This window comes from uncultured Bacteroides sp. (assembly GCF_958445495.1).
Classification (GTDB): Bacteria; Bacteroidota; Bacteroidia; order Bacteroidales; family Bacteroidaceae; genus Bacteroides.
Map to the genome: position 1 here is coordinate 1 of NZ_CAUCSQ010000048.1, position 22,256 is coordinate 22,256.

Genomic DNA, 22,256 nt, shown 5'->3' on the forward strand with positions numbered 1-22,256 from the left:
GTTCTGCTGTCTGATACAAGAGGATAAATTGAATTGATAGAACTCACCTTAAATATAAATCATGGAAGATAAACGCAAGTTGTCTATTAGCCAGTGGGCACCGGAAGACCGTCCACGGGAAAAGATGATGGAAAAAGGGGCGGGTGCGTTGAGTGACGCCGAGTTGCTCGCGATATTGATAGGTTCCGGAAACACGGAAGAGACGGCTGTAGAGCTGATGAGGCGTTTGCTTCTGTCTTGTGGCAATAATCTGAATTCCCTGGCAAAATGGGAGATATGCGACTATTCCCGTTTCAAAGGCATGGGACCGGCGAAGAGCATTACGGTAATGGCGGCGTTGGAACTTGGCAAGCGACGGAAGTTGCAAAGTACACGGGAGAGGCCTCGGATTTCTTGTTCCAAGGATATCTACAATATTTTTCAGCCGGTTATGTGCGATTTGGAACGGGAGGAGTTCTGGGTGTTGTTGTTGAATCAGGCAGCCAGATTGATTGATAAAGTGCGTATCAGTATCGGGGGTATAGACGGGACTTATGCGGACGTGCGCACTATCCTCCGGGAAGCGTTGTTGCAAAGGGCCACGCAGATGGCTGTCGTACATAATCATCCCTCCGGTAACAGTCGTCCCAGCCAGCCCGACCGTACATTGACAGAGTGTGTCCGCAAGGCGGCGGATACGATGAACATTCGCTTGATAGACCATGTTATTGTTTGTGAGGATGAATTCTATAGTTTTGCAGACGAAGGGCTGCTCTGAATAAATTTATTCTTATATTTGTACGGTAATATTTAATGGAAGAAGAGTCTATGGAAAAGTTTGAGATAGAAGAGAAGATTGTAGCCATGCTGAAAACGGTATATGATCCGGAGATTCCGGTGAATGTCTACGAGCTTGGATTGATTTATAAGATTGATGTTTCCGACCAAGGGGATGTGGTGATTGATATGACCCTGACAGCACCCAATTGTCCTGCTGCCGACTTTATCATGGAAGATATCCGTCAGAAAGTAGAATCGGTGGAAGGAGTGGGGACGGCCACCGTTAACCTTGTCTTTGAACCGGAATGGGATAAGGACATGATGAGTGAGGAAGCCAAACTGGAGCTGGGATTTCTGTAGTTGTGGGCAGGTAATGGACTTGCCGTGCCTTGCTTGCTTTTTGTCATTTGCCGGTCCGGACCATCCGTTTGTCATTTAAAACTTAAAGACTCATGAAGAACGTTTATTTTCTTTCCGATGCGCATCTCGGCTCTCGTGCCATTGAACATGGACGTACGCAGGAGCGGCGTCTGGTAAACTTTCTCGATAGTATAAAGCATAAGGCGTCCGCCGTCTATCTGCTGGGAGATATGTTTGACTTCTGGTATGAATTCCGGCTGGTGGTTCCTAAAGGATATACCCGTTTTCTAGGAAAACTGTCCGAACTGACGGACAGGGGGGTGGAAGTGCATTTTTTCACCGGCAATCATGATATCTGGTGCGGGGATTATCTTGCTAAAGAATGCGGCGTTATTTTGCACCGCGAACCGTTGACTACTGAAATCTATGGGAAAGAGTTTTATCTTGCCCATGGTGACGGACTCGGTGACCCGGATAAAAAATTCAAGTTACTTCGTGCAATGTTCCACAGCAGGACATTGCAGACGATGTTTTCCGCCATTCATCCGCGTTGGAGCGTAGAGCTGGGATTGACGTGGGCAAAGCATAGCAGACAGAAACGAATAGAAGGGAAAGAGCCGGATTATATGGGAGAAAACCGGGAACATCTGGTATTATACACGAAGGAATACCTGAAAAGCCATCCAGACATCAATTTTTTTATTTACGGACATCGGCATATTGAGCTGGATTTGATGCTAAGTGCCACTGCCCGTGTGTTGATTCTCGGAGATTGGATTAATTATTTCTCATACGCGGTGTTTGACGGTGAGAATCTTTTTCTGGAAGAATATATAGAAGGCGAGACGCAAGTTTAGTTGCGATGGCGGGTACTTATAAATTGAATCCCTTTATTTTAGTCCTAAGGCTGAAATAAAGGGATTGTTTTTGATTTCTTTATTATTTATATCCTGCCGCTTTGGCTATTTTCTGCGGGATTTCCGTGTTGTCGATTTTTCCGCCGAACAGTTGGGAACCCGCTCCGACTGCAAAGACGGGAACAAAACCTGCCGAGTGTCCTCCACTGGTCCAGCCTATCATTGCGATTTCATTCATGACCTCTTTTGCACGTGCTGCCATCGGTTCGCTCTTGGAGTACATGCTTTCTGCAAATACCACTTTGTTCTTTACGAATGACCGTTCGAATTCGTCACGCAGTTTTTTCTCTTGTTCCCATGAGATAGGGAATTGTTTCCAGAAGCCCATTTCTTCGCCGAGGAATGTTTTCATCTCCTCCCATGTCACCTTGTTACCTTTGGATTTTCTCAGTTCGCTGATTTGTAGAGAAAGCCCGTCTGCGGAATGTTTCTGATATTGAAGCACTTTCAGGTTCAGGGCATATTTGCCTGTGCCTAGCACGATACCGCCGGTCTCATGGTCTGCCGTTACTACGATGAGAGTTTCTTTCGGGTGTTTCTTGTAGAATTCATAGGCCACTTTAATTGCGTTATCCATATCCTTTACTTCGTTAAATGCGGTGGCCGCATCGTTGGAATGGCAGGCCCAGTCGATTTTTCCGCCTTCTACCATCAGGAAGAATCCTTTTTTGTTGTCTTTAGTCAGAAAATCGATTGCACTTTCCGTAATTTGCGCGAGTGTCAAATCGTCCGCTTTGCGGTCGATTGCGTAAGGCAGGCTGGAAGGGGATTTGCCTTCTTCCTGTATGAGAATCATCTTTTGCGCCTTGCCGGCTTTTGTTTTGTAGTCATTGTAGCCGCGCGCTATTGTGTAGCCGGCTTTTTCGAAGATGGGGAAAATATTCGGAGCTTCTTTCTTGTCAGATGTGGTAGACGGTTTTAAGAAGCCGCCGCCTGCATAGAAATCAAAGTTTGCTTTCGGAAGGTCGAGGGCAATCTCGTAATACATGTTGCGGCTCGGTTGATGTGCGTAGAATGTGGCGGGAGTGGCATGGTCTACACTTACGGAAGTGGCGACGCCTACCTTTTTACCTGCCTTCTTCGCTTTTTCCGCTATGGTCTGTATGGCATTCTTGTCTTCACCTACGGAAATGGCGTGGTTATAGGTTTTCTTTCCTGTAGCCAATGCGGTTCCTCCAGCGGCGGAATCGGTTACAGAGTTAGTCGCAGAGAATGTGGTCGCCATCGTGGCTACCGGGAATTGTGCAAATACCAGGGGCTCGATACCGATGCGCCCGTTTTGCAGTTCGGCCTGGTACATTTCGGTTCCGTTCACCTGATTGACTCCCATTCCATCTCCGATGAAATAGAAAACATACTTTGCCTGACCGTTCGCAGTGACGGCAACGAGGACAAAGAGAAGTGTGTAGATTAGCTTTTTCATTTTTTTGTATTTTAGTAGGATTGGTTTGAAGGCAAAAGTAATAAAAAACGGTGAATATGCCGTAGCAAATCCACCGTTTCTTTGTGTCATTTGTATGACATTTATACTTTCACACGCCCTACGTAAGAACCGTCGCGGGTGTCGATTTCAATCGTTTCGCCTTCATTGATGAACAACGGAACACGTACCGTTGCCCCTGATTCCACCGTTGCGGGTTTCAATGTGTTGGTAGCCGTGTCTCCCTTCAGTCCCGGTTCCGTATAAGTGATTTTTTGCTGTATCTTGATAGGCATATCGGCATAAAGAACGGTTTCTGTAGAAGCGTCGGAAACAACATCCACTACCATTCCTTCCAGCAGGAAGTCAACTCCGTTAATTAGGTCGTGGGCGATGGGAATCTGATCGAATGTCTCCTGGTTCATAAACTGGTAGTTATCACCGTCATGATAGAGGTATTGGTACGGGCGGCGTTCCACACGCACGTCTTCCAGTTTCTCACCGATGTTGAAGCGGCGTTCGAGGACGTAACCGTTGACTACATCTTTGAGTTTTGTACGCATGAAGGTGTTACCCTTACCGGGTTTTACATGGAGGAAATCGATGCAGAAATACAATTTGCCATCCATACGGATACAAGTTCCGATCTTAATGTCTTGAGCGTTAATCATATTGCTATTTTTCTTATTATATGTTGTTATTTAATTGTTTCCGCAGGAAAATCGACTGCAAAAGTAATCTAAATCGGTAAAAAACACAAAAACTTTTGAGCAAAAATGAGTTATCTCTTGGTTAATTTAAAAAAAGTGCCTATTTTTGCAGCCCGATTACGTAGAATAATAACATAAAAACAAGATACAGTAATGAAAAGAACATTTCAACCCTCTAACAGAAAGAGAAAGAACAAACACGGTTTCCGTGAGAGAATGGCAACGGCCAACGGTCGTAGAGTATTAGTGGCCCGCCGTGCGAAAGGCAGAAAGAAACTGACTGTTTCTGACGAGTATAACGGACAGAAGTGGTAATCGCTTGTCATCAGAAGAAATAAAAAAGGCAGAGAATAATCCTCTCTGCCTTTTTTATTTCTTCTGATTTTCAGTGAGATGGAATATTAAAAAAGCTGTTATTTACCCTTATTCGTCACTTTTTGTTTTTTCTTTGTACGGCAAGGTTGGCTCCGTAGGCGAGCATAGAGGATGGAAGAGTATAATCACGATGTGGAAAAAACGTATAAACAAGAAGAGGCTATTGAAATCTATAGGAGTGGGGATTATAACTGCAACAATGCTGGCAATGATAAATGTCCTTACGTCATAAGTGAGGACATTTTTCGTTGCTTACTATTCAGAAATTCGACTATTTTATCGTATCTTTGGCGCATATTAACAGCAAAGCGTATGACTATTAAGGAATTCTTTTCTTTTGGGACAAATAAATTTTTCTGGTTGAATATCGCTGCCATGATTGTTGTGGTGATAGTAGTGATATTCGGCGTGCTGAAATGGATAGACATATACACCCATCACGGGGAAACTGTCGTCGTTCCCGACGTAAAGGGGATAGCTATGGAAGAAGCTGCGAAGATGTTTCAGAAACAAGGACTGGCATGCATGGTGTCGGATACGAGATATGTCAAGGACAAGGCTGCCGGGGTGGTGCTTGAGATGAAACCGGAAGCCGGCGAGAAGGTGAAAGAGGGGCGTATGGTTTACCTGACTGTCAACACGCTCGACGTTCCGTTGCGTGCAATTCCCGATGTGGCGGATAACAGCTCGTTCCGCCAGGCTCAGGCGAGACTGTTGAGCTCCGGTTTCAAACTGAATGAGGTGGAGCTGGTGAACGGTGAGAAAGACTGGGTGTACGGTGTAAAATATGAGGGACGAGAATTGGCGGCGGGTGATGAAGTGCCGGTAGGTGCTTCCCTGACATTGATAGTGGGAGACGGGGCCGGCGACACGTTGGAGAGCGACTCTACGGAGACAGCTACGGATACTGAAATGTCTGTGGCTTCAGAATCGTCGCCCGAACAGGAAGACAGTTGGTTTTAATCGGATAAAACAGAATAGACTTGCATGATAGAGGAAGAACTTCCGGATGGATTGGAAAATGATTTGGATGATATAGAACCTATCGGCGACGAATCCGGACTTTACGAGCATTTTCGTGTGGTGGTGGATAAGGGGCAGTCGATGGTGAGAGTTGACAAATACTTGTTCGAGCGTATTGTCAACGCTTCGCGTAACCGCATTCAAAAAGCCGCCGAGGATGGTTTTGTCATGGCTAACGGCAAACCGGTGAAGAGTAGCTATAAGGTGAAGCCATTGGATGTGATTACCGTGATGATGGATCGTCCGCGTTACGAAAATGAAATTATTCCGGAGGATATTCCCCTCAATATCGTTTACGAAGATAAATATGTAATGGTGGTGAATAAACCGGCGGGACTGGTGGTGCATCCGGGACACGGGAATTATCATGGCACGTTGGTTAACGCGCTGGCGTGGCACATGAAGGATGTGCCTGATTATGACGCTAATGACCCGCATGTCGGGCTTGTCCACCGGATTGATAAGGATACTTCCGGCTTGCTGGTAATTGCAAAGACGCCGGATGCCAAGACGAATCTGGGAATACAGTTTTTTAATAAGACTACCAAACGTAAATACCGCGCTCTGGTGTGGGGAATTATGGAACAGGATGAAGGGGCGATTGTCGGCAACATTGCCCGTAATCCGAAAGACAGGATGCAGATGGCGGTGATGTCCGACCCTACGGTGGGAAAATATGCCGTGACCCATTACCGGGTGCTGGAGCGGCTGGGCTATGTTACTCTTGTAGAGTGTGTGCTCGAAACCGGACGTACCCACCAGATTCGCGTTCACATGAAACATATCGGTCATGTGCTGTTCAATGACGAACGTTACGGAGGGCACGAAATTTTGAAAGGTACTCATTTCAGTAAATACAAACAGTTTGTAAATAATTGCTTTGACACTTGTCCCCGGCAGGCTTTGCATGCCATGACATTGGGGTTTGTACATCCCGTCACCGGTGAGGAGATGTATTTTACTTCCGAACTCCCGGATGACATGACGCGGCTTATCGAGAAGTGGAGAGGCTATATAAGTAATAGAGAATTAGAATGAAACGCAACATCGCTATCGTAGCAGGAGGAGATACCTCTGAAATCGTAGTTTCCCTGCGTAGCGCACAGGGTATTTATTCCTTTATCGATAAGGAAAAGTATAATTTGTACATAGTGGAGATGGAGGGGCGCCGGTGGGAGGTGCAATTGCCGGACGGAAACAAGGCGCCGGTGGACAGGAACGATTTTAGTTTCATGGACGGGTCGGAGAAGGTTGTGTTCGACTTTGCTTATATCACTATCCATGGCACGCCAGGCGAAGATGGCCGTCTGCAGGGGTATTTTGATATGATGCGTATTCCGTATTCCTGTTGCGGGGTGTTGGCAGCCGCCATCACTTACGATAAGTTTGCCTGTAACCAGTACTTGAAAGCTTTCGGTATGCGCATTGCCGAGTCTTTGTTGTTACGTCGGGGACAGACCATATCCGACGGAGAGGTGATGGAAAAAATCGGCTTGCCTTGTTTTATCAAGCCCAGCCTTGGAGGCTCAAGTTTCGGAATTACGAAGGTGAAGACGAAAGAACAAATCCAGCCGGCTATTGTTAAGGCTTTCGGAGAAGCGGAAGAGGTGGTTGTCGAGGCGTTCATGGAAGGGACCGAATTGACTTGCGGTTGCTATAAGACGAAGGAGAAAAGTGTGGTGTTTCCGCCTACGGAGGTGGTGACGCATAATGAGTTTTTCGATTATGATGCCAAATATAACGGGCAGGTGGACGAGATAACTCCTGCACGTATCTCGGAGGAGCTTACCCGGCGCGTACAAGCGTTAACTTCGGCTATTTATGATATACTGGGGTGTTCCGGCATTATCCGTGTGGATTACATTGTCACTGCCGGTGAAAAGATTAACCTCCTTGAGGTGAATACGACTCCGGGGATGACTGCAACGAGTTTTATACCGCAGCAAGTGCATGCGGCAGGTATGGAGATGAGGGATGTGATGACTGATATAATAGAAAACAAGTTCTCTTAAACGTATGGATATGACAGAGTTTGATGAAATTCGTCCTTATAATGACGAGGAACTTCCTCAAATATTTGAGGAGCTGATTGCCGACCCGGCTTTCCGGCAGGCTGCTGTCGGGGCTATACCGGATGTGCCGTTTGAACTTCTGGCACAGAAAATGCGTACTTGCAAGACTAAGCTTGATTTTCAGAAAGCGTTTTGTTACGGTATTCTGTGGAAGATAGTCCGGGAGCATACCGACGGGCTGACATTGAATCATACGGCTTTGCTGGATAAGGACAGAGCTTATACTTATGTCTCGAACCATCGGGATATTATTCTGGACTCGGGTTTTCTTTCCATATTGCTGGTCGATCAGGGAATGGATACGGTGGAGATAGCTATCGGCGATAACCTGCTGATTTACCCCTGGATTAAGAAACTGGTGCGTGTCAACAAGTCTTTCATTGTCCAGCGTGCGCTTTCCATGCGCCAGATGTTGGAAGCTTCGGCGAGAATGTCGCGTTATATGCATTATACCATTACGGAGAAAAAACAGTCTATCTGGATTGCGCAACGTGAAGGACGGGCGAAGGATTCGAACGACCGGACGCAAGACAGTGTATTGAAGATGTTGGCTATGGGCGGTGAGGGTGATTCGGTAGACCGTTTGATGGAAATGAATATGGTTCCGCTTGCCATTTCTTATGAGTACGACCCTTGTGATTTTCTCAAAGCGCAGGAGTTTCAATTGAAAAGAGATGTGGAAGGGTATAAGAAAACGACGCAGGATGATTTGATTAACATGCAGACCGGGCTTTTCGGCTATAAGGGAAGAGTACATTTCCAAACCGCTCCCTGCATAAATGAGGAATTGGGACGGATTGACCGTTCATTGCCGAAGCCCGAACTGTTTGCGGCCGTGTCGGCATGTATCGACCAGTGGATTTTTCGTAATTACAAGATGTATCCAGGCAATTACGTCGCTTATGACTGGTTGAACGGGACGACGGAGTTCGAGGGGACTTATTCGGCGGAAGAGAAACGGCGGTTTGTGGATTATATTGAGAGTCAGCTTGCCAAAATAACAATTCCCGGCAAAGATGAGGACTTTTTGCGTGAGAAGTTGTTGCTGATGTATGCCAATCCGTTAATCAATCATTTAGCTGCTTGCCGATGAAAGGAAATAAGTTGCATAGGGTCTGGCTGTGGGGGATGCTTTTACTGATGGCCGCATGCGGAGATGACGATTATTATTATCCTCCGGTCAAGCTTGAATTTGTCACGGTAAAGGCCGGCGAGGACGGGTGCATGCAGACGCTTATCCCGGATAAAGGAGAGGCATTGCCCGTATCCGAGGACCGCACGGGTTCTACCATTTCCCCGAACACTTTCAGGCGTGTGATGAGTAATTATCAAACGCTTTCGGAGGGAGGTACGGCTACAGCGGTTATTTATTCTCTGCAGTCACTTCTGACGCCGGTTCCCAAGCCGGCGGATGATGATGTCTATGAAGACGGCTTGAAGCATGACCCCGTAGAGATTGTCAGCATTTGGTTGGGGAGAGATTACCTGAACATGATTTTGAGTATGAAGGTCAGTGGTAACAGGCAGCATGTGTTCGGTATAGTAGAGGATTTGACGGATTTTGAATCGGAAGGGGTGGTAGATATGTTGCTGTACCATAATGCAAACGGAGATGAAGAATTTTACAATCAACGGGTTTATGTTTCTGTCCCTTTGGAAAAATATGCGGATGGCGTGAATTCCGGAGGGAAGATAACAGTTAAATTCAGGTATTACACGTATGAGGATGATAATGTCGTGGAATCCGACAAATATGCTGTTCCCGGATTTGAATATGTTCCGGGAGAAAACTGAAAGGATTAAGATATATGGTATTTAAAATGAATCAATGGGTTGTGGGACTGTTTTTGTTTCTTTCTTCTCTTTTCTCTTGCCAGCAGAAAGGGGATTTTAAGTCTATGGATGTGGAGGAGTTTGACGCTTTTATCCGAAATGAGGATGTGCAACGTCTGGATGTCCGTACTCTTGCGGAATATTCGGAAGGACATATCGTAAAAACGATTAACATCAATGTGATGGACGATTCTTTTGCCGCAATGGCCGATTCGTTACTGCAAAAGGACAAACCGGTAGCTGTGTATTGCCGTAGCGGCAAGCGGAGCAAGAAAGCAGCGACAATTTTGAGCGGGAAAGGATACAAAGTTTTTGAGCTTGACAAGGGATTCAATTCCTGGCAGGCGGCAGGAAAGGAAATTGAGCATTAAGGAAGGTCTTTTCTTTTCCTTTCTTCTTTGCCTCTCTTTATTAGGGAGAGGCGGGATGGGCGGTGTATTCTATTCCTATCACGTAATAATGCGGTATGTCTTCAAGTATTGCCGCTTTCATGTCCGGGTCTATTTCCCTTTCTCCACAAAAACGGATAATGTCGTACTTTTTATCCAGCCAGGCGGAGCCGTATAATACCAACGGTATCTTGAAGTGTTCCGTCTCTTTGACTGCCTGGAATTTGAAGGGACGCGGATAATAATTGTAAGAGTGGTATTTCTCTACCGGTCTTAGTTTTAACGGTGTGCCTCCTTGCATGACTCCCGGTACGTGAATGGTACAGACTGAGGTGGAATCATCGGTTTTCCGGAGGTATATAGCCAGTTCCTTGATTTCTTCCCATTCGTTTTTTCCTTCCGGAATGTGTTTTATCTTCCGGAATGCCTGGCGGTGTTCTTCCGGCACTTCATCCAAGGATGCGATGTTTTTGCCGAGCCTGATGCTATGTGCTTGTTTGGGAGATTTGCCTTTCTCGTATTCGTCCACATAGAGACTGACTGTATAGGTCTTGTTCAGAAACTCTTTCAGATCGAAGCGGAAGATATGTACATTCATCGCTTCCAAGACATTGTAAATGTCTTCCAATTGCGGTTCTGATTTGATTACCTGAGGGGCTTTTTCCTGTGCGTCTGCTATGCCGGCGGCAAGCAGGCATAGCAGGGTGGCTATGAGTTTATTTTTAATCATTGTGTCAGATGTTTTGCAGTAATCTTTTCAGTACAACCGTAGCTGATATTTCCCGGTTGGCGGCTTCGGGGATAACGATTGATTGCGGGCTTTCAATGACATCATCTGTAACAATCATGTTTCTACGAACCGGAAGACAGTGCATGAAATAGGCGTTGTTGGTGACTGCCATTTGCCGATCACTGACTGTCCATTCGCGGTCTTTGCTCAATATCTGCCCATAGTTGTCACCTGTGTATGCAGCCCAGTTTTTGGCGTATATGAAGTCGGCGCCTTCAAATGCTTTCATCTGGTCGTATTCTACTCTAGCATTTCCGACGAATTGCGGAGCCAATTCATATCCTTCGGGGTGTGTAATGACGAATTCATAGTCCGTTGCATTCATCCATTCCGCAAAGGAATTAGGAACTGCCTGCGGTAACGGGCGCGGATGCGGGGCCCATGTCATAACGACTTTGGGACATACGGTTTTCTTGTATTCTTCAATGGTAATCAGGTCTGCAAAGCTTTGTAAAGGATGGCGGGTAGCTGCTTCCATCGAAAATACCGGACGTCCTGAATATTGGATGAACTGGTTGAGGATGGTTTCCTGATAGTCGAAATCCCGGTTTTCAAAACGGGCGAATGAGCGTACTCCGATGATGTCGCAATAGCAGCCCATCACAGGGATTGCTTCGAGCAGGTGTTCGGGCTTGTCGCCGTCCATGATGACACCGCGTTCGGTCTCCAGCTTCCAGGCGCCTTGGTTGATATCCAGCACGATGACATTCATGCCCAGGTTGAGTGCGGCTTTCTGGGTGCTGAGGCGGGTACGCAGGCTGGAGTTGAAAAAAATCATCATTAATGTCTTGTTCCGGCCTAATTCTACGTATTTAAAACGCTCTTTTTTAATTTCGAATGCTTCCGCAAGGGCAGATTTTAAATCGCCGATGTCCTGTACACAAGTAAATTTTTTCATTTTATCTATTATTAATGCATTATTATAGGTTCTACCATCTTGTTTGCCCGTCTCCTTCAATGACCCATTTGTAAGAGGTGAGCTCTTCCAGTCCCATCGGCCCGCGTGCGTGCAGTTTCTGGGTACTGATGCCGATTTCGGCTCCCAACCCGAATTGTGCCCCGTCAGTAAAGGCGGTGGATACATTCGCATATACGCAGGCTGCGTCTACTATTCGAGTAAACAAAGCGGCTCTTTCCTTGTTTTCGGTGACGATACATTCGCTGTGTTTGGAACTGTTTTCTCGGATATGTCCTAAGGCTTCTTCGAAACTGCTTACGGTCTTGACGGCCATTTTATAGTCCAGGAATTCGGTTCCGAAACTTTCTTCCGTTGCCGGTTGCAGCAGTTCGGCGGGATAGCAGCCTTCCAGTGTCCGGTAAGCCTGCGGGTCGGCATAGATAATCACATGGCTGTCTTTCAACTTTTCGCAGAGTGCGGGAAGGTCGGCAAGCCTTTTCTCGTGTATGATGGTACAGTCCAATGCATTGCACACGCTGACCCGGCGGGTTTTTGCGTTATGGATAATGGCTGCTCCTTTATTGATGTCTCCGTATTCGTCGAAATAGGTATGGCAGATGCCGGCTCCCGTTTCAATGACCGGTATTTTGGCATTGTCGCGCACGAAATTTATCAGGTTGCCACTTCCTCGGGGGATGAGCAGGTCTACATAGCCTGTTGCGTTCAGTAGTGCTGCCGTGGCTTCTCTGTCGGCGGGAAGCAGTTCTGCAATGTGCGGGTTGACATTGAACTTTTCCAGTATTTTATGAATCACGCTGGCTATGGCACGGTTGGAAAAGTCCGCGTCGCTCCCTCCTTTCAGTATGCAGGCGTTCCCGCTTTTCAGGCACAGGGAGAATACATCGAAACTGACGTTGGGACGTGCTTCGTAGATGATTCCTATCACACCGAAGGGAACGCTTGTTTTAATCAGTCTCATGCCGTTAGGCCGGACGGTTTCTTTCAATATCCTGCCCACAGGAGAGGGAAGGGTCGCTACATTGCGCATATCGGCTGCAATACCCTTCAAACGCTCTTCCGTCAATTTCAACCGGTCGTACTTCGGATTATTCTTGTCCATCCGTGCGAGGTCTTTTTCATTCTCTGCAAGAATGAAGGGGGTCTCTGCAATTGCCGCATCCGCCACTGCGTTTAAAATCTGATTGATAGTATCATCGTTCAGTAAGGCTAATTCCCGGCTCGCTGCCTGTACCACAGCAAAGGTCTCATTTAAATTTGTAGTCATTTACTCCTTTTTTGCGTTAAATGGAAAGAAAAACAATGCAAATATAGTGAATGATGTGAATAAAACAGGTTGAATATTGAAATAAATGTTGCTCTTTACTGATAATATTCCTTTTTAAACTAAGGAGTGAAAAAGGGAACCGGGAAAGGAGAGGAGTATTTATCCCTGTTTCTTATAAAATTCCGTTCTGTCAGTATCCGGGTCAGTTTAAAAGTTCTTTGGGTTTTATGTTTCATCAGATTTTGTCCGGTGTGGCTTTTTGCAAAGTGAATAACGAAGGTATGCAAGACTAGACTGTGTATTCAGAAAAGTGACGGATTGTAACAGGTAAACATAAAAGAACCGTATCAAACTCTATTTTGGCGGGGATAGCCGGGTTTCAGATTAAAGATTAGAAATTCACCTTCTCCCAAATAGGGTTCTGGCTTTACCTTTGCATCATCAGGTATTTATAACTCCAAAGTCTTTATCTGACTCAGCTAAAAAACGAGATTGTCCTAACCTTTGCTATATAAAGGAAGCCCATAAAATATGCTGTCATTCCGTACGATGTGGTATGGACGTTCTTTATATTCCAGGAAGCTGCAATCGAAACGGTATGTATAGCTTTCGATTAATCCGATTTCTATTTGGTATGGATTGTCGAAAAGGTTTGAGGCGTAGGGTTGGAAGGAGGTGAGCCCTTTTCCTCTCCAGAATACGTTGACTGCATATATCTCATCAGCCGGTGTGGAGGTGGAACGATTTAAGGGTTGTTCGTCTATTTCAAGAAAAGGGGTTATGTTTAGGCTGACATTAAACTCTTTACCGCTTGGAAATGTTGGTGTGAAGTTTGTTTCGGGTTTGTTTTTACCGTTTTCGCAAGATAGGGCTGAGAGTGTGAATATGACGAATATGAAGTTCCGGTATTTTAGTCGCATGGAGGCATGTTGTTTTGTTCGGATACAAATGTACTGTTTTTATGTTCTGTTGCAAATAAAGTTCCTGTATTTCTGTTTGTTGTGTTACTAGGAGAGATTTTATGGGGGGATACGGGACCACAGTCCGCTTCCGGACAGATATCTGTCCGGGTGATGGGTGTCTGTAGCGATGTGGCTGAAACAGTTCATCGGAAACACAAGGATGAGGCTGTTTGGTAGAGAAAACTCTCTGCCGATAGTTATTCAATATATAGATAGTCGTAGTGTACTACCGGTTTCTTTCCGTGTTTGCCGATTGCTTCCTGCGCCTGTCTGGAATCACAGTTCACTTTTCCGACGCCCACTTGGTTTCCCCGGAAGTCCATGATACGAACAATGTCGTCTTTTTCAAACTCGCCTTCGATATGCGTAATGCCGACTGGGAGGATGCTGACCGCTTTTTCCGAATTTAAGACTGCCGTGGCGCACTCGTTGATATGGATTTCTCCTTTGGCGAAACCTTCGCTATGCGCAATCCATTTCTTGACGCTGGAGACCGGTTCGTTTGAAGGGATAAAGCGCGTACAAAGCGTTTCGTCCGGATGTTGCAGCAGGTCTACAAGGATATTGTCGCGTTTTCCGTTTGCAATGATGACTGTGATTCCTTCATCGGCTACTTTCCGGGCGATGTGGGTCTTTGTCAGCATGCCGCCCCGCCCGAAACTGGATTTGGATGTCTGGATGTAGCTGGACAAGTCTTTCCCGTGTCCTATTTCCCGAATGACGGAGGAACCCGGCTCGGAAGGGGAACCGTTATAAATTCCGTCTATGTTGCTCAGAATGATAAGCGCCTGTGCATCCATCATGGAAGCGATTAACCCGGACAGTTCGTCATTATCAGTGAACATGAGTTCGCTGACCGAAATAGTATCATTCTCGTTAACGATGGGAATGACATTGTTTTCGAGCATGACGGTCATGCAATTTTTCTGGTTCAGGTAGTGGCGGCGGGTACTGAAACTTTCTTTGGTGGTCAATACCTGTCCGACGGGGATACCGTGTTCGCGGAAAAGTTCATAGTAACGGTTGATTAGTTTCGCCTGACCTACGGCGGAGAACAACTGGCGTTGGTCTACGCTGTCAAGCTTTTTCTGCGGATGTACTTCGCTACGTCCTGAAGCGACGGCTCCTGAAGAAACGAGTATGATTTCCACTCCCGATTTATGTAATTCCGCTATTTGGTCTACAAGTGCCGACATGCGGGTGATGTCCAGCGTTCCGTCGCGGCGTGCCAATACGTTACTGCCTACTTTTACTGCGATTCGTGTAAATTCTTGTTTCATCCTCATTAGTCTACTAACGATTTGATAGCACAAATATAGAGCTTTTTGCCGAGATGTTACTAAAACAGGCTAAAAAGAATTATCTTTGCAGCCTGATTGAGAAAAGATAAGCAATGAAACATACGAATCCACAAGTAGAACAGATGACTTCCTTCATCGTAATGGATGTATTGGAACGGGCTAATGAGTTACAGAAACAGGGGATTGATATTATTCATCTTGAGGTAGGCGAACCGGATTTTGATGTGCCGCCTTGTGTGGCGGTAGCTGCGAAATCCGCTTATGACAGACATCTTACCCATTATACGCATTCTTTGGGTGAGCCGGAGTTGCGCCATGAGATTGCGGCTTTCTATCAGCGGGAATACGGGGTGGCGGTTGATCCGGACTGTATTGTGGTGACTTCCGGTTCTTCTCCGTCTATTTTGCTTGTACTGATGTTGTTGTGCAATGCGGACAGTGAGGTGATTCTTTCGAATCCCGGATATGCCTGTTATCGTAATTTCGTGTTGGCTGCCCATGCTAAGCCTGTTCTGGTTCCTTTGTCTGAGGAAAACGGGCTTCAATATGATATGGAGGCAATTCGGAAATGCGTGAACTCACGTACGGCGGCGATTTTTATCAATTCGCCGATGAATCCGACGGGGATGTTGCTGGGAGAAGATTTTCTAAAAGAGGCGGCATCGCTTGGGGTTCCTATTATTTCGGATGAGATTTATCACGGACTGGTGTACGGCGACCGTGCACACAGTATTCTTGAATATACCGACCGGGCGTTTGTGTTGAACGGTTTTTCCAAACGTTTTGCGATGACCGGACTTCGGTTGGGATATCTGATAGCACCCAAATCTTGTATGCGCTCTTTGCAGAAGCTGCAGCAGAATTTGTTTATTTGTGCGTCCAGTGTGGCGCAACAGGCGGGGATTGCCGCTTTGAGGCATGCTGATGCCGATATGGAACGAATGAGGTCAATCTATGACGAACGCCGGCGGTATATGATTGCACGTCTTCGGGAGATGGGTTTCGAGATTAAGGTAGAACCGCAGGGAGCGTTCTATATTTTTGCCGATGCCCGCAAGTTTACTTCCGATTCTTACCGTTTTGCTTTTGATATTCTAGAGAATGCACATGTAGGCGTAACTCCCGGCATTGATTTCGGCACAGGAGGCGAAGGATATATACGTTTCTCCTATGCAAATTCATTGGAGAACATCCGGGAAGGGCTGGAACGTATCAGTCACTATCTTTCTCGGCACGGATTCTGATGAGTTCTGTGGCGGCCTCGTATTCCTCTTCCATGACAAGAACGGAGACTGCCGGGGCGATATAAGGGGCTAATGTTCCCATAATGCCGTCTTTGATGACGCAACGGATGTTATTGCTTTCCAATAATCCTTTGATAATCTCGGCTTCCCACGGTGAACCGGAGAATACTTCTATTGACTTGCTGTAATCTTCTTCTTTCATAATCTTGTGATGTTAGGGATTATTATTCACAAATATAACAAAAAGAAGGCATAAACGGTTATTTTTTCAGAGATTTATTCGATTACAATTCGTTTTACACTGATTTGTTGGTTGAGGAAGGTGGAGGCGGATTCGATGAATTTTTCTTCCGCTTCTGTCGTATAAAACAAGCAACTGCCGTTTTTCGTACACTTGGCGTCCATTTCCGGATGTCTGCGCAAATAGTCTTTTAAACTCTCGGCAACGTACTCTCCTTGTGCAATCACACGGATATTGTTCGGGACGTATTTCCGGATTTTGGGGAGCAGTAACGGGTAATGGGTACAGCCCAGGATTATTGTATCTATTTCCGAGTCTTTCTGCAAAAGCTGGTCGATGTATTTCCGGATGAAAAAGTCTGCTCCTTCATGTTGCGATTCGTTGTTTTCCACCAACGGAACCCACATCGGGCAGGCTATCCCGTTAACTAGGATGTCCGGATAGAGCTTGTGTACTTCCAGCGGGTAGGATTCGGATTTGATGGTTCCTGCCGTTGCCAGTATTCCGATGTGGCGGCTTCGGGTTATGCTGCCGATACATTCTACGGTGGGGCGAATCACTCCAAGCACACGGCGTTCGGAATCGATATGGGGCAGGTCATTTATCTGAATGCTGCGCAGCGCTTTGGCGGAAGCTGTGTTACAGGCGAGTATGACCAGGTGACAACCCATCTCGAAGAGTTTGTTGACGGCTTGCAGGGTAAATTCATAGACGATTTCGAAAGACCTTGTCCCGTAGGGCGTACGGGCATTGTCTCCCAGATAGATATAGTCATATTCCGGCAACACTTCTTTTATTTTGTTCAGGATTGTCAGTCCGCCGTATCCTGAGTCGAATACTCCGATAGGGCCGGGCGTATGGGGTAACTGCTGTTTCATGGCAAATAGGAATTATACTCAAATATACATGAAAAAAGTGGCTGTCTCAAACTGGAAATTGAAAGTCGGAAATCTTATAGATTGAAACTTTAAAAGGGAAAATCCCCCTATTCTTACCTTGTATTGTAATGAGTTAAGGTTAAAATAGGAGGGATTTTATGTTATAACTTATCAATTATAAGTAAGGCTGTCCCATTTTTCTATTTTGAGACAGCCTCTTTTTACATTTCTTATTCTTTTTGTTTTTGCTCCTTATGGTTTATTTGATGCCGAGGTGGGTTTTTACTTTGGCCGTCAGATTGATGCTCTGTGTTTCATTAACGTAAGGTATCGGAGTTCTTGCAAGGTCGAAGATGTATATGACTCCTTCTGCAGCTCCTACGGCTTTGATGGCATCATCCAGCTTTTTGTAGATGGGGGCCATTGCATCGCTCTGTGCTTTCTGCATCTGCTGGGCAGCATCCTGTTGGAACTGTTCTTGTCTTTGCATCATATCCTGCAGTTCTTTTTGTCTTCTTTCGGCGATGTTCGGCGGAAGGGAGTCTTTTGCGATAGCTTGCTGGAATTCCTGATATTTTTTGTTGAATTCTTCTTGGGTTCTTTGAAGTTCGGCTGTAAGTTGTTTTTCTAAAGTCTGAATGTCATTTTGGGCTTTAGTGAATTCGGGCATCACCGTGATGATTTCCTGTGCATTGATGTGACCGAATTTTAAGTTCTGTGCAAATACACCCATCGGGAGTGCAAGCAACATTACAAGTGCAATTTTTTTTAGCATAGTTCTATAATTTATTTGAATGATTTTTAGTTATTTCCAGCTGCAAATGTATGAAATTAATTTGAATATCCTAATTTTCTTAGGATTTCATCACTAATATCTATGCGTGGATTTGCAAATATTATACCTGTAGCAGAGGCTCTGTCAATTACCATATCATATCCATGTTGCTGTGATATAGCTTTCACTGCTTCATAAATATCATCCTGAATCGGAGTAATCAACTTGTCTCTCATCTTGGCTAATTCGCCTTCCGGACCGAAGTAGTTACGCTTCAGCTCGGCTGCTTCTTTTTCCTTCGCTACGATTGCATCTTCTGTCTTTGTTTTTTGTGCGGCAGAAAGAGTGGAAGATTTTGCCTGGTAATCTTGGAACATCTTCTGGGCTTCTTTAGCCAGAGCTTCTACTTCACTCTGGTATTTCTTCGTAGCTTCTTGCATTTGCTCATTAGCGCTTTGAGCTGCCGGAATATTCTTCATAATATATTCCGTATCGATCAGTGCAAATTTCTGTGCATTTGCTGCCATGCTGACAGCAAATAGCATCATGATTAATAGAACAGACTTTCTCATAACGTTTAGTTTTTGATGATACATTAGAATTCTTGTCCTAAGATAAAGTGGAACTGGCTTCCTCCATATTGTTTAGAACCAAATACTTTGTCGAAACCGTAACCCCAGTCAATACCCATCATACCAATCATCGGCAGGAAGATGCGGACACCCACACCGGCTGAACGTTTCAGGTCAAACGGATTGAATTTCTTAATATCGTTCCAGGCATTACCGGCCTCTAAGAAACCTAACACATAAATGTTGGTACTTGTTTCCAGCATTAACGGATATCTTAATTCGATTCCGAGGCGTGTATAAGCGTAACCTTCCGAACCATACGGGGTCAATGAGCTGTTTTCATAACCGCGCAAGGCAATGCTTTCCGTTGCGTAGCTGGAATAACCGGTCATACCGTCACCACCGACGTCGAATGTACCGAACGGTGATTTCTTGTATTCATTGTAATGGCCTAACAGACCGAATTCCGTACGGGTCATCAATACCAAGCATTTTGGATGTGCAACCGGGTCCATTAACGGAGTGTATGTCTTGCCTTTAAATTTCCATTTATGATATTCCACCCATTTATGAAGTTTGTTCATATTGTCTTGGGTGATACTGCCTGTTTTAGGGTCGGAGTAGTAACCTTTGTAATCCTTACCGTCAAACATCGAGTATGGAGGAGTAAGCTGTACCGACAATGAGAAATCCGAACCTGTGCGCGGGAAAATCGGATTGTCGATGGAGTTACGCGCCAAAGTTAATGATATACTCAGGTCGTTACATTTACCGTTGGTAACCGGGAAATACTGCCAGTCTTTCAGATTGTAACGTTGGTAAGCCAACTCTGCGGAGAGGGTGAAATAGTCGTCCGGCCATTTCAGACGCTTACCCCATCCTACGGAGAGTCCCCACATCTTGATGGACTTATCCGGGTCGTAATAGTTCTCGTAATTGTTGTATCCGTAATTATACATGCCGTAACCGCCATATCCGCTATACAGGCTGTTGTAGTAGTTATTGAAATAACTAGAGTTATAGTAGCGGCTGCTGATATCCGTCTGTACGGAGAAGAAAGCTGATACGGAGAATGAATTCGGACGTTTGCCGCCGAACCACGGGTCAAAGAATGAAATACTGTAAGACTGGTAGTATTTGGCATTCGTCTGTCCGCTGATAGTCAATGTCTGTCCGTCACCTTGCGGCAGGATACCCCGGTAATTCTCGCCCGGATGCAATAGATTGGCAACGGAGAAGTTGGTGAACTTCAAACTGAGTTTACCGATGATACCGGTTTGTCCCCAACCGGCGGAGAATTCTACCTGGTCGTTGGCTTTAGAAGTCAGGGGCAGGCCTATATCCACTGTTCCGTTCATCGGGTCCGGTTGGATGTCCGGTTGCAGCTTTTCCGGGTCGAAATGCCCCATTTGCTGAATTTCACGTAGCGAACGCATCAGGTCTTCTTTGCTGAACAATTGTCCCGGACGGATGCGGAGTTCGCGGCGGACTACGTTTTCGTACAACCGGTCGTTACCGCTGATATTGATTTTATTGATGGTAGCCTGGCGGCCTTCGTAGATTCTCATTTCCAAGTCGATGGAATCACCTACAATGTTTACTTCTACCGGGTCCAGGTTATAAAAGAGGTAACCGTTGTTATAGTACAAATTACCGATAGCGTCGTCGTCCGTAGAAATACGCTCGTTCAGTAATTTCTGGTTATATACGTCTCCTTTTTTCATGCGGAGAAGGTAATTCAACTGTTCGGACGGATAAAGTGTATTGCCCACCCATGTAACGTTGCGGAGGTAGTATTTCTGTCCTTCGTCTATGTTCAGGTAAACATTGACAGTCTTTTCGTCATACTGCGATATGCTGTCTTTCACAATCATGGCATCGCGGTATCCCAATTCGTTGTATTTGTCGATGATAAGCTGTTTGTCCGCCTCATAGTTTTCCGGTACGAATTTCTTTGTACGGAACAGGTTGCGAAGTTTTCCCTTTTCATTGGTTTTCTTCATTACCCGTTTCAGCTTGGAAGTTTTGATTGCCGTATTTCCGACAATTTGAATTTCGTGGACTTTTATTTTCTCTTTCTTATCAATATCGATGTCGACAATTACCTGATTTTCGCTGGAAGGGTCATCTTTTTGTGAGATAATGACTTCAGCATTTTTAAATCCTTTATCGTCGAAATAGCGTTTAATCAATGTTTTGGCACGGTCTACCGTGTTGGGGGTAATCTGCATGCCTTTAACCATTCCCAGTTTGCTTTCCAAATCGGTGCGTTCCGATTTTTTTACGCCATGATAACGTACGTCCGAAATACGCGGGCGTTGGGTCAGACTGATTTTTAACCAGATTTTGTTTCCTTCTATTTTTTCAGCGGTTATTTGCACGTCGGAGAACAAACCGTGGCGCCAATAGCGTTTGATTGCCCCGGTAATTTCGTCGCCCGGCACAGTGATTGTCTGTCCTACCGACAAACCGGATAATCCTATCAATACATAGTCTTCATAATTCTTCACGCCTTCGACCTTGATATCCGCTATCTCATACTTTTTGGGCGTACCGGAATATAAGATGACGGGTTTCGAGTCCGCATCGGTGTTGGCTTCTTGCGCGATGCCTGTTGCCGCAAAGCAGAACAAGCAGATAAACGTTACGAATATAAAGGAAATACGATAATGCATTTATGTTATTATTTGATGTTTCGAATTATGTTAGCTGATTTGTTCACTGGTTTTGCCGAATCGACGTTCTCTTTGCTGATACTCGCAAATTGCTTTGTAGAGTTCTTCTTTGTTGAAATCCGGCCAGAAGGTGTCACAAAAATAAAGTTCCGAATAAGCACACTGCCATAGCAGATAATTACTTAATCGGATTTCGCCTCCCGTACGGATTAACAAATCCGGGTCGGGCATGAAACAAGTCGACAGGTGGGATGCTATGCATTCATCCGTTATTTGTTCGGGAGATAATTCTCCTTTTTTTATTTGTGCGCCTATTTGCCGGACCGCCTCTGTTATTTCCCAGCGGGAAGAGTAGCTCAATGCTAAAACCAGGCACATACCTGTGTTATTGACAGTGTGCTCTATACATGTTTTCAGGCTTGTCTGTACATCTGCCGGCAATTTCGTGAAGTCACCGATGACTTGGAAACGGAGATTGTTTTTCATTAATGTTTCCTCTTCGATAGAATCCAGCAATAGATTCATCAGGGCCGCCACTTCTTCCTGTGGCCGATTCCAGTTTTCGGTTGAAAATGTGTATAGAGTCAGGTACTTGATTCCCAGACGAGCCGCATCTTCGGTAATCCTCTGTACCGTTTCCGCGCCTGCATGGTGACCGTAAGTACGTTCTTTTCCCCGTTGCTTGGCCCACCGTCCGTTGCCGTCCATAATGATGGCTACGTGTTGGGGAATCCGAGTTTTGTCTATTTGTTCTATATAGGACATTTTTTATTTGAA

Annotated in this window: 24 protein-coding genes; 11 read left to right on the forward strand and 13 right to left on the reverse strand. The window is 45.5% G+C overall.

Going from position 1 to position 22,256, the window contains the following annotated elements:
* Positions 1–61: 61 nt before the first annotated feature.
* The 3 genes from radC to Q5076_RS14315 all read left to right on the forward strand — a co-directional run bounded on the left by radC (position 62) and on the right by Q5076_RS14315 (position 1,976).
* The gene (gene radC / locus Q5076_RS14305) at positions 62–757 is read left to right on the forward strand and encodes a DNA repair protein RadC (RefSeq protein ID WP_303014274.1); all 696 of its coding nucleotides are present in this window, start codon (positions 62–64) and stop codon (positions 755–757) included.
* Positions 758–807: 50 nt separating this feature from the next.
* The gene (locus tag Q5076_RS14310) at positions 808–1,119 is read left to right on the forward strand and encodes an iron-sulfur cluster assembly protein (protein WP_303014275.1); all 312 of its coding nucleotides are present in this window, start codon (positions 808–810) and stop codon (positions 1,117–1,119) included.
* 92 nt (positions 1,120–1,211) lie between these two features.
* On the forward strand, positions 1,212–1,976 hold the full coding sequence (locus tag Q5076_RS14315) for a UDP-2,3-diacylglucosamine diphosphatase (protein ID WP_303014276.1): 765 nt from the start codon (positions 1,212–1,214) through the stop codon (positions 1,974–1,976).
* An 82-nt stretch (positions 1,977–2,058) separates the two neighbouring features.
* On the opposite strand, the gene Q5076_RS14320 is transcribed toward Q5076_RS14315, so the two are convergent.
* Positions 2,059–3,459 carry an alkaline phosphatase gene (locus tag Q5076_RS14320; RefSeq protein WP_303014277.1) on the reverse strand — a complete coding sequence of 467 codons (1,401 nt, stop codon included), beginning with the start codon at positions 3,457–3,459 and terminating at the stop codon, positions 2,059–2,061.
* A gap of 101 nt (positions 3,460–3,560) precedes the next feature.
* Positions 3,561–4,127: an elongation factor P gene (efp, locus tag Q5076_RS14325; RefSeq protein WP_303014278.1), complete on the reverse strand. Its 567-nt coding sequence runs from the start codon at positions 4,125–4,127 to the stop codon at positions 3,561–3,563.
* 192 nt (positions 4,128–4,319) lie between these two features.
* Here efp and rpmH point away from each other — a divergent pair, with 192 nt between their 5' ends.
* The 7 genes from rpmH (at position 4,320) to Q5076_RS14360 (ending at position 9,840) form a co-directional block, all read left to right on the forward strand.
* Positions 4,320–4,481, forward strand: a complete 162-nt coding sequence (rpmH, locus tag Q5076_RS14330) for a 50S ribosomal protein L34 (protein ID WP_303014279.1) — start codon at positions 4,320–4,322, stop codon at positions 4,479–4,481.
* Positions 4,482–4,853: 372 nt separating this feature from the next.
* Positions 4,854–5,504, forward strand: coding sequence for a PASTA domain-containing protein (locus Q5076_RS14335; protein ID WP_303014280.1), 651 nt, complete (start codon positions 4,854–4,856; stop codon positions 5,502–5,504).
* 24 nt (positions 5,505–5,528) lie between these two features.
* Positions 5,529–6,602 carry an RluA family pseudouridine synthase gene (locus tag Q5076_RS14340; protein ID WP_303014281.1) on the forward strand — a complete coding sequence of 358 codons (1,074 nt, stop codon included), beginning with the start codon at positions 5,529–5,531 and terminating at the stop codon, positions 6,600–6,602.
* Positions 6,599–7,576 (forward strand): D-alanine--D-alanine ligase, encoded by a 978-nt coding sequence (locus tag Q5076_RS14345; RefSeq protein ID WP_303014282.1) that lies wholly within the window; start codon positions 6,599–6,601, stop codon positions 7,574–7,576. Before Q5076_RS14340 ends, Q5076_RS14345 begins: the two co-directional genes overlap by 4 nt.
* 4 nt (positions 7,577–7,580) lie before the next feature.
* Positions 7,581–8,729 (forward strand): 1-acyl-sn-glycerol-3-phosphate acyltransferase, encoded by a 1,149-nt coding sequence (locus Q5076_RS14350; RefSeq protein ID WP_303014283.1) that lies wholly within the window; start codon positions 7,581–7,583, stop codon positions 8,727–8,729.
* Entirely contained in the window at positions 8,726–9,430 is a 705-nt protein-coding gene (locus Q5076_RS14355; protein ID WP_303014285.1) for a NigD-like protein, read from the forward strand. The genes Q5076_RS14350 and Q5076_RS14355 overlap by 4 nt, the downstream gene beginning before the upstream one ends.
* Positions 9,431–9,444: 14 nt before the next feature.
* Positions 9,445–9,840, forward strand: a complete 396-nt coding sequence (locus Q5076_RS14360) for a rhodanese-like domain-containing protein (RefSeq protein WP_303014286.1) — start codon at positions 9,445–9,447, stop codon at positions 9,838–9,840.
* Positions 9,841–9,880: 40 nt separating this feature from the next.
* On the opposite strand, the gene Q5076_RS14365 is transcribed toward Q5076_RS14360, so the two are convergent.
* The 5 genes from Q5076_RS14365 to proB form a co-directional block, all read right to left on the reverse strand.
* Entirely contained in the window at positions 9,881–10,588 is a 708-nt protein-coding gene (locus Q5076_RS14365; RefSeq protein WP_303014287.1) for a DUF5041 domain-containing protein, read from the reverse strand.
* Between the two features lie 4 nt (positions 10,589–10,592).
* Complete coding sequence (locus Q5076_RS14370) at positions 10,593–11,546, reverse strand: acetylornithine carbamoyltransferase (RefSeq protein ID WP_303014288.1); 954 nt, start codon at positions 11,544–11,546, stop codon at positions 10,593–10,595.
* Between the two features lie 31 nt (positions 11,547–11,577).
* Positions 11,578–12,831 (reverse strand): glutamate-5-semialdehyde dehydrogenase, encoded by a 1,254-nt coding sequence (locus tag Q5076_RS14375; protein WP_303014289.1) that lies wholly within the window; start codon positions 12,829–12,831, stop codon positions 11,578–11,580.
* A 497-nt stretch (positions 12,832–13,328) separates the two neighbouring features.
* A complete protein-coding gene (locus tag Q5076_RS14380; RefSeq protein ID WP_303014291.1) occupies positions 13,329–13,751 on the reverse strand; it encodes a hypothetical protein in 423 nt (140 codons plus the stop codon).
* Between the two features lie 239 nt (positions 13,752–13,990).
* A complete protein-coding gene (gene proB / locus Q5076_RS14385; RefSeq protein WP_303014293.1) occupies positions 13,991–15,073 on the reverse strand; it encodes a glutamate 5-kinase in 1,083 nt (360 codons plus the stop codon).
* A 113-nt stretch (positions 15,074–15,186) separates the two neighbouring features.
* Here proB and Q5076_RS14390 point away from each other — a divergent pair, with 113 nt between their 5' ends.
* Positions 15,187–16,338 carry a pyridoxal phosphate-dependent aminotransferase gene (locus Q5076_RS14390; protein WP_303014294.1) on the forward strand — a complete coding sequence of 384 codons (1,152 nt, stop codon included), beginning with the start codon at positions 15,187–15,189 and terminating at the stop codon, positions 16,336–16,338.
* Here Q5076_RS14390 and Q5076_RS14395 read toward each other — a convergent pair.
* From Q5076_RS14395 to Q5076_RS14420, 6 genes are all read right to left on the reverse strand, one after another.
* On the reverse strand, positions 16,307–16,540 hold the full coding sequence (locus tag Q5076_RS14395; protein ID WP_303014295.1) for a DUF2007-related protein: 234 nt from the start codon (positions 16,538–16,540) through the stop codon (positions 16,307–16,309). The genes Q5076_RS14390 and Q5076_RS14395 overlap by 32 nt on opposite strands.
* A gap of 74 nt (positions 16,541–16,614) precedes the next feature.
* A complete protein-coding gene (murI, locus tag Q5076_RS14400; protein WP_303014296.1) occupies positions 16,615–17,457 on the reverse strand; it encodes a glutamate racemase in 843 nt (280 codons plus the stop codon).
* Positions 17,458–17,716: 259 nt separating this feature from the next.
* On the reverse strand, positions 17,717–18,232 hold the full coding sequence (locus Q5076_RS14405; protein ID WP_303014297.1) for an OmpH family outer membrane protein: 516 nt from the start codon (positions 18,230–18,232) through the stop codon (positions 17,717–17,719).
* Positions 18,233–18,288: 56 nt separating this feature from the next.
* Entirely contained in the window at positions 18,289–18,804 is a 516-nt protein-coding gene (locus tag Q5076_RS14410) for an OmpH family outer membrane protein (protein WP_004310500.1), read from the reverse strand.
* A gap of 23 nt (positions 18,805–18,827) precedes the next feature.
* Complete coding sequence (locus Q5076_RS14415; protein WP_303014298.1) at positions 18,828–21,479, reverse strand: outer membrane protein assembly factor; 2,652 nt, start codon at positions 21,477–21,479, stop codon at positions 18,828–18,830.
* Between the two features lie 30 nt (positions 21,480–21,509).
* Complete coding sequence (locus Q5076_RS14420; RefSeq protein WP_303014299.1) at positions 21,510–22,244, reverse strand: isoprenyl transferase; 735 nt, start codon at positions 22,242–22,244, stop codon at positions 21,510–21,512.
* Positions 22,245–22,256 lie beyond the last annotated feature (12 nt).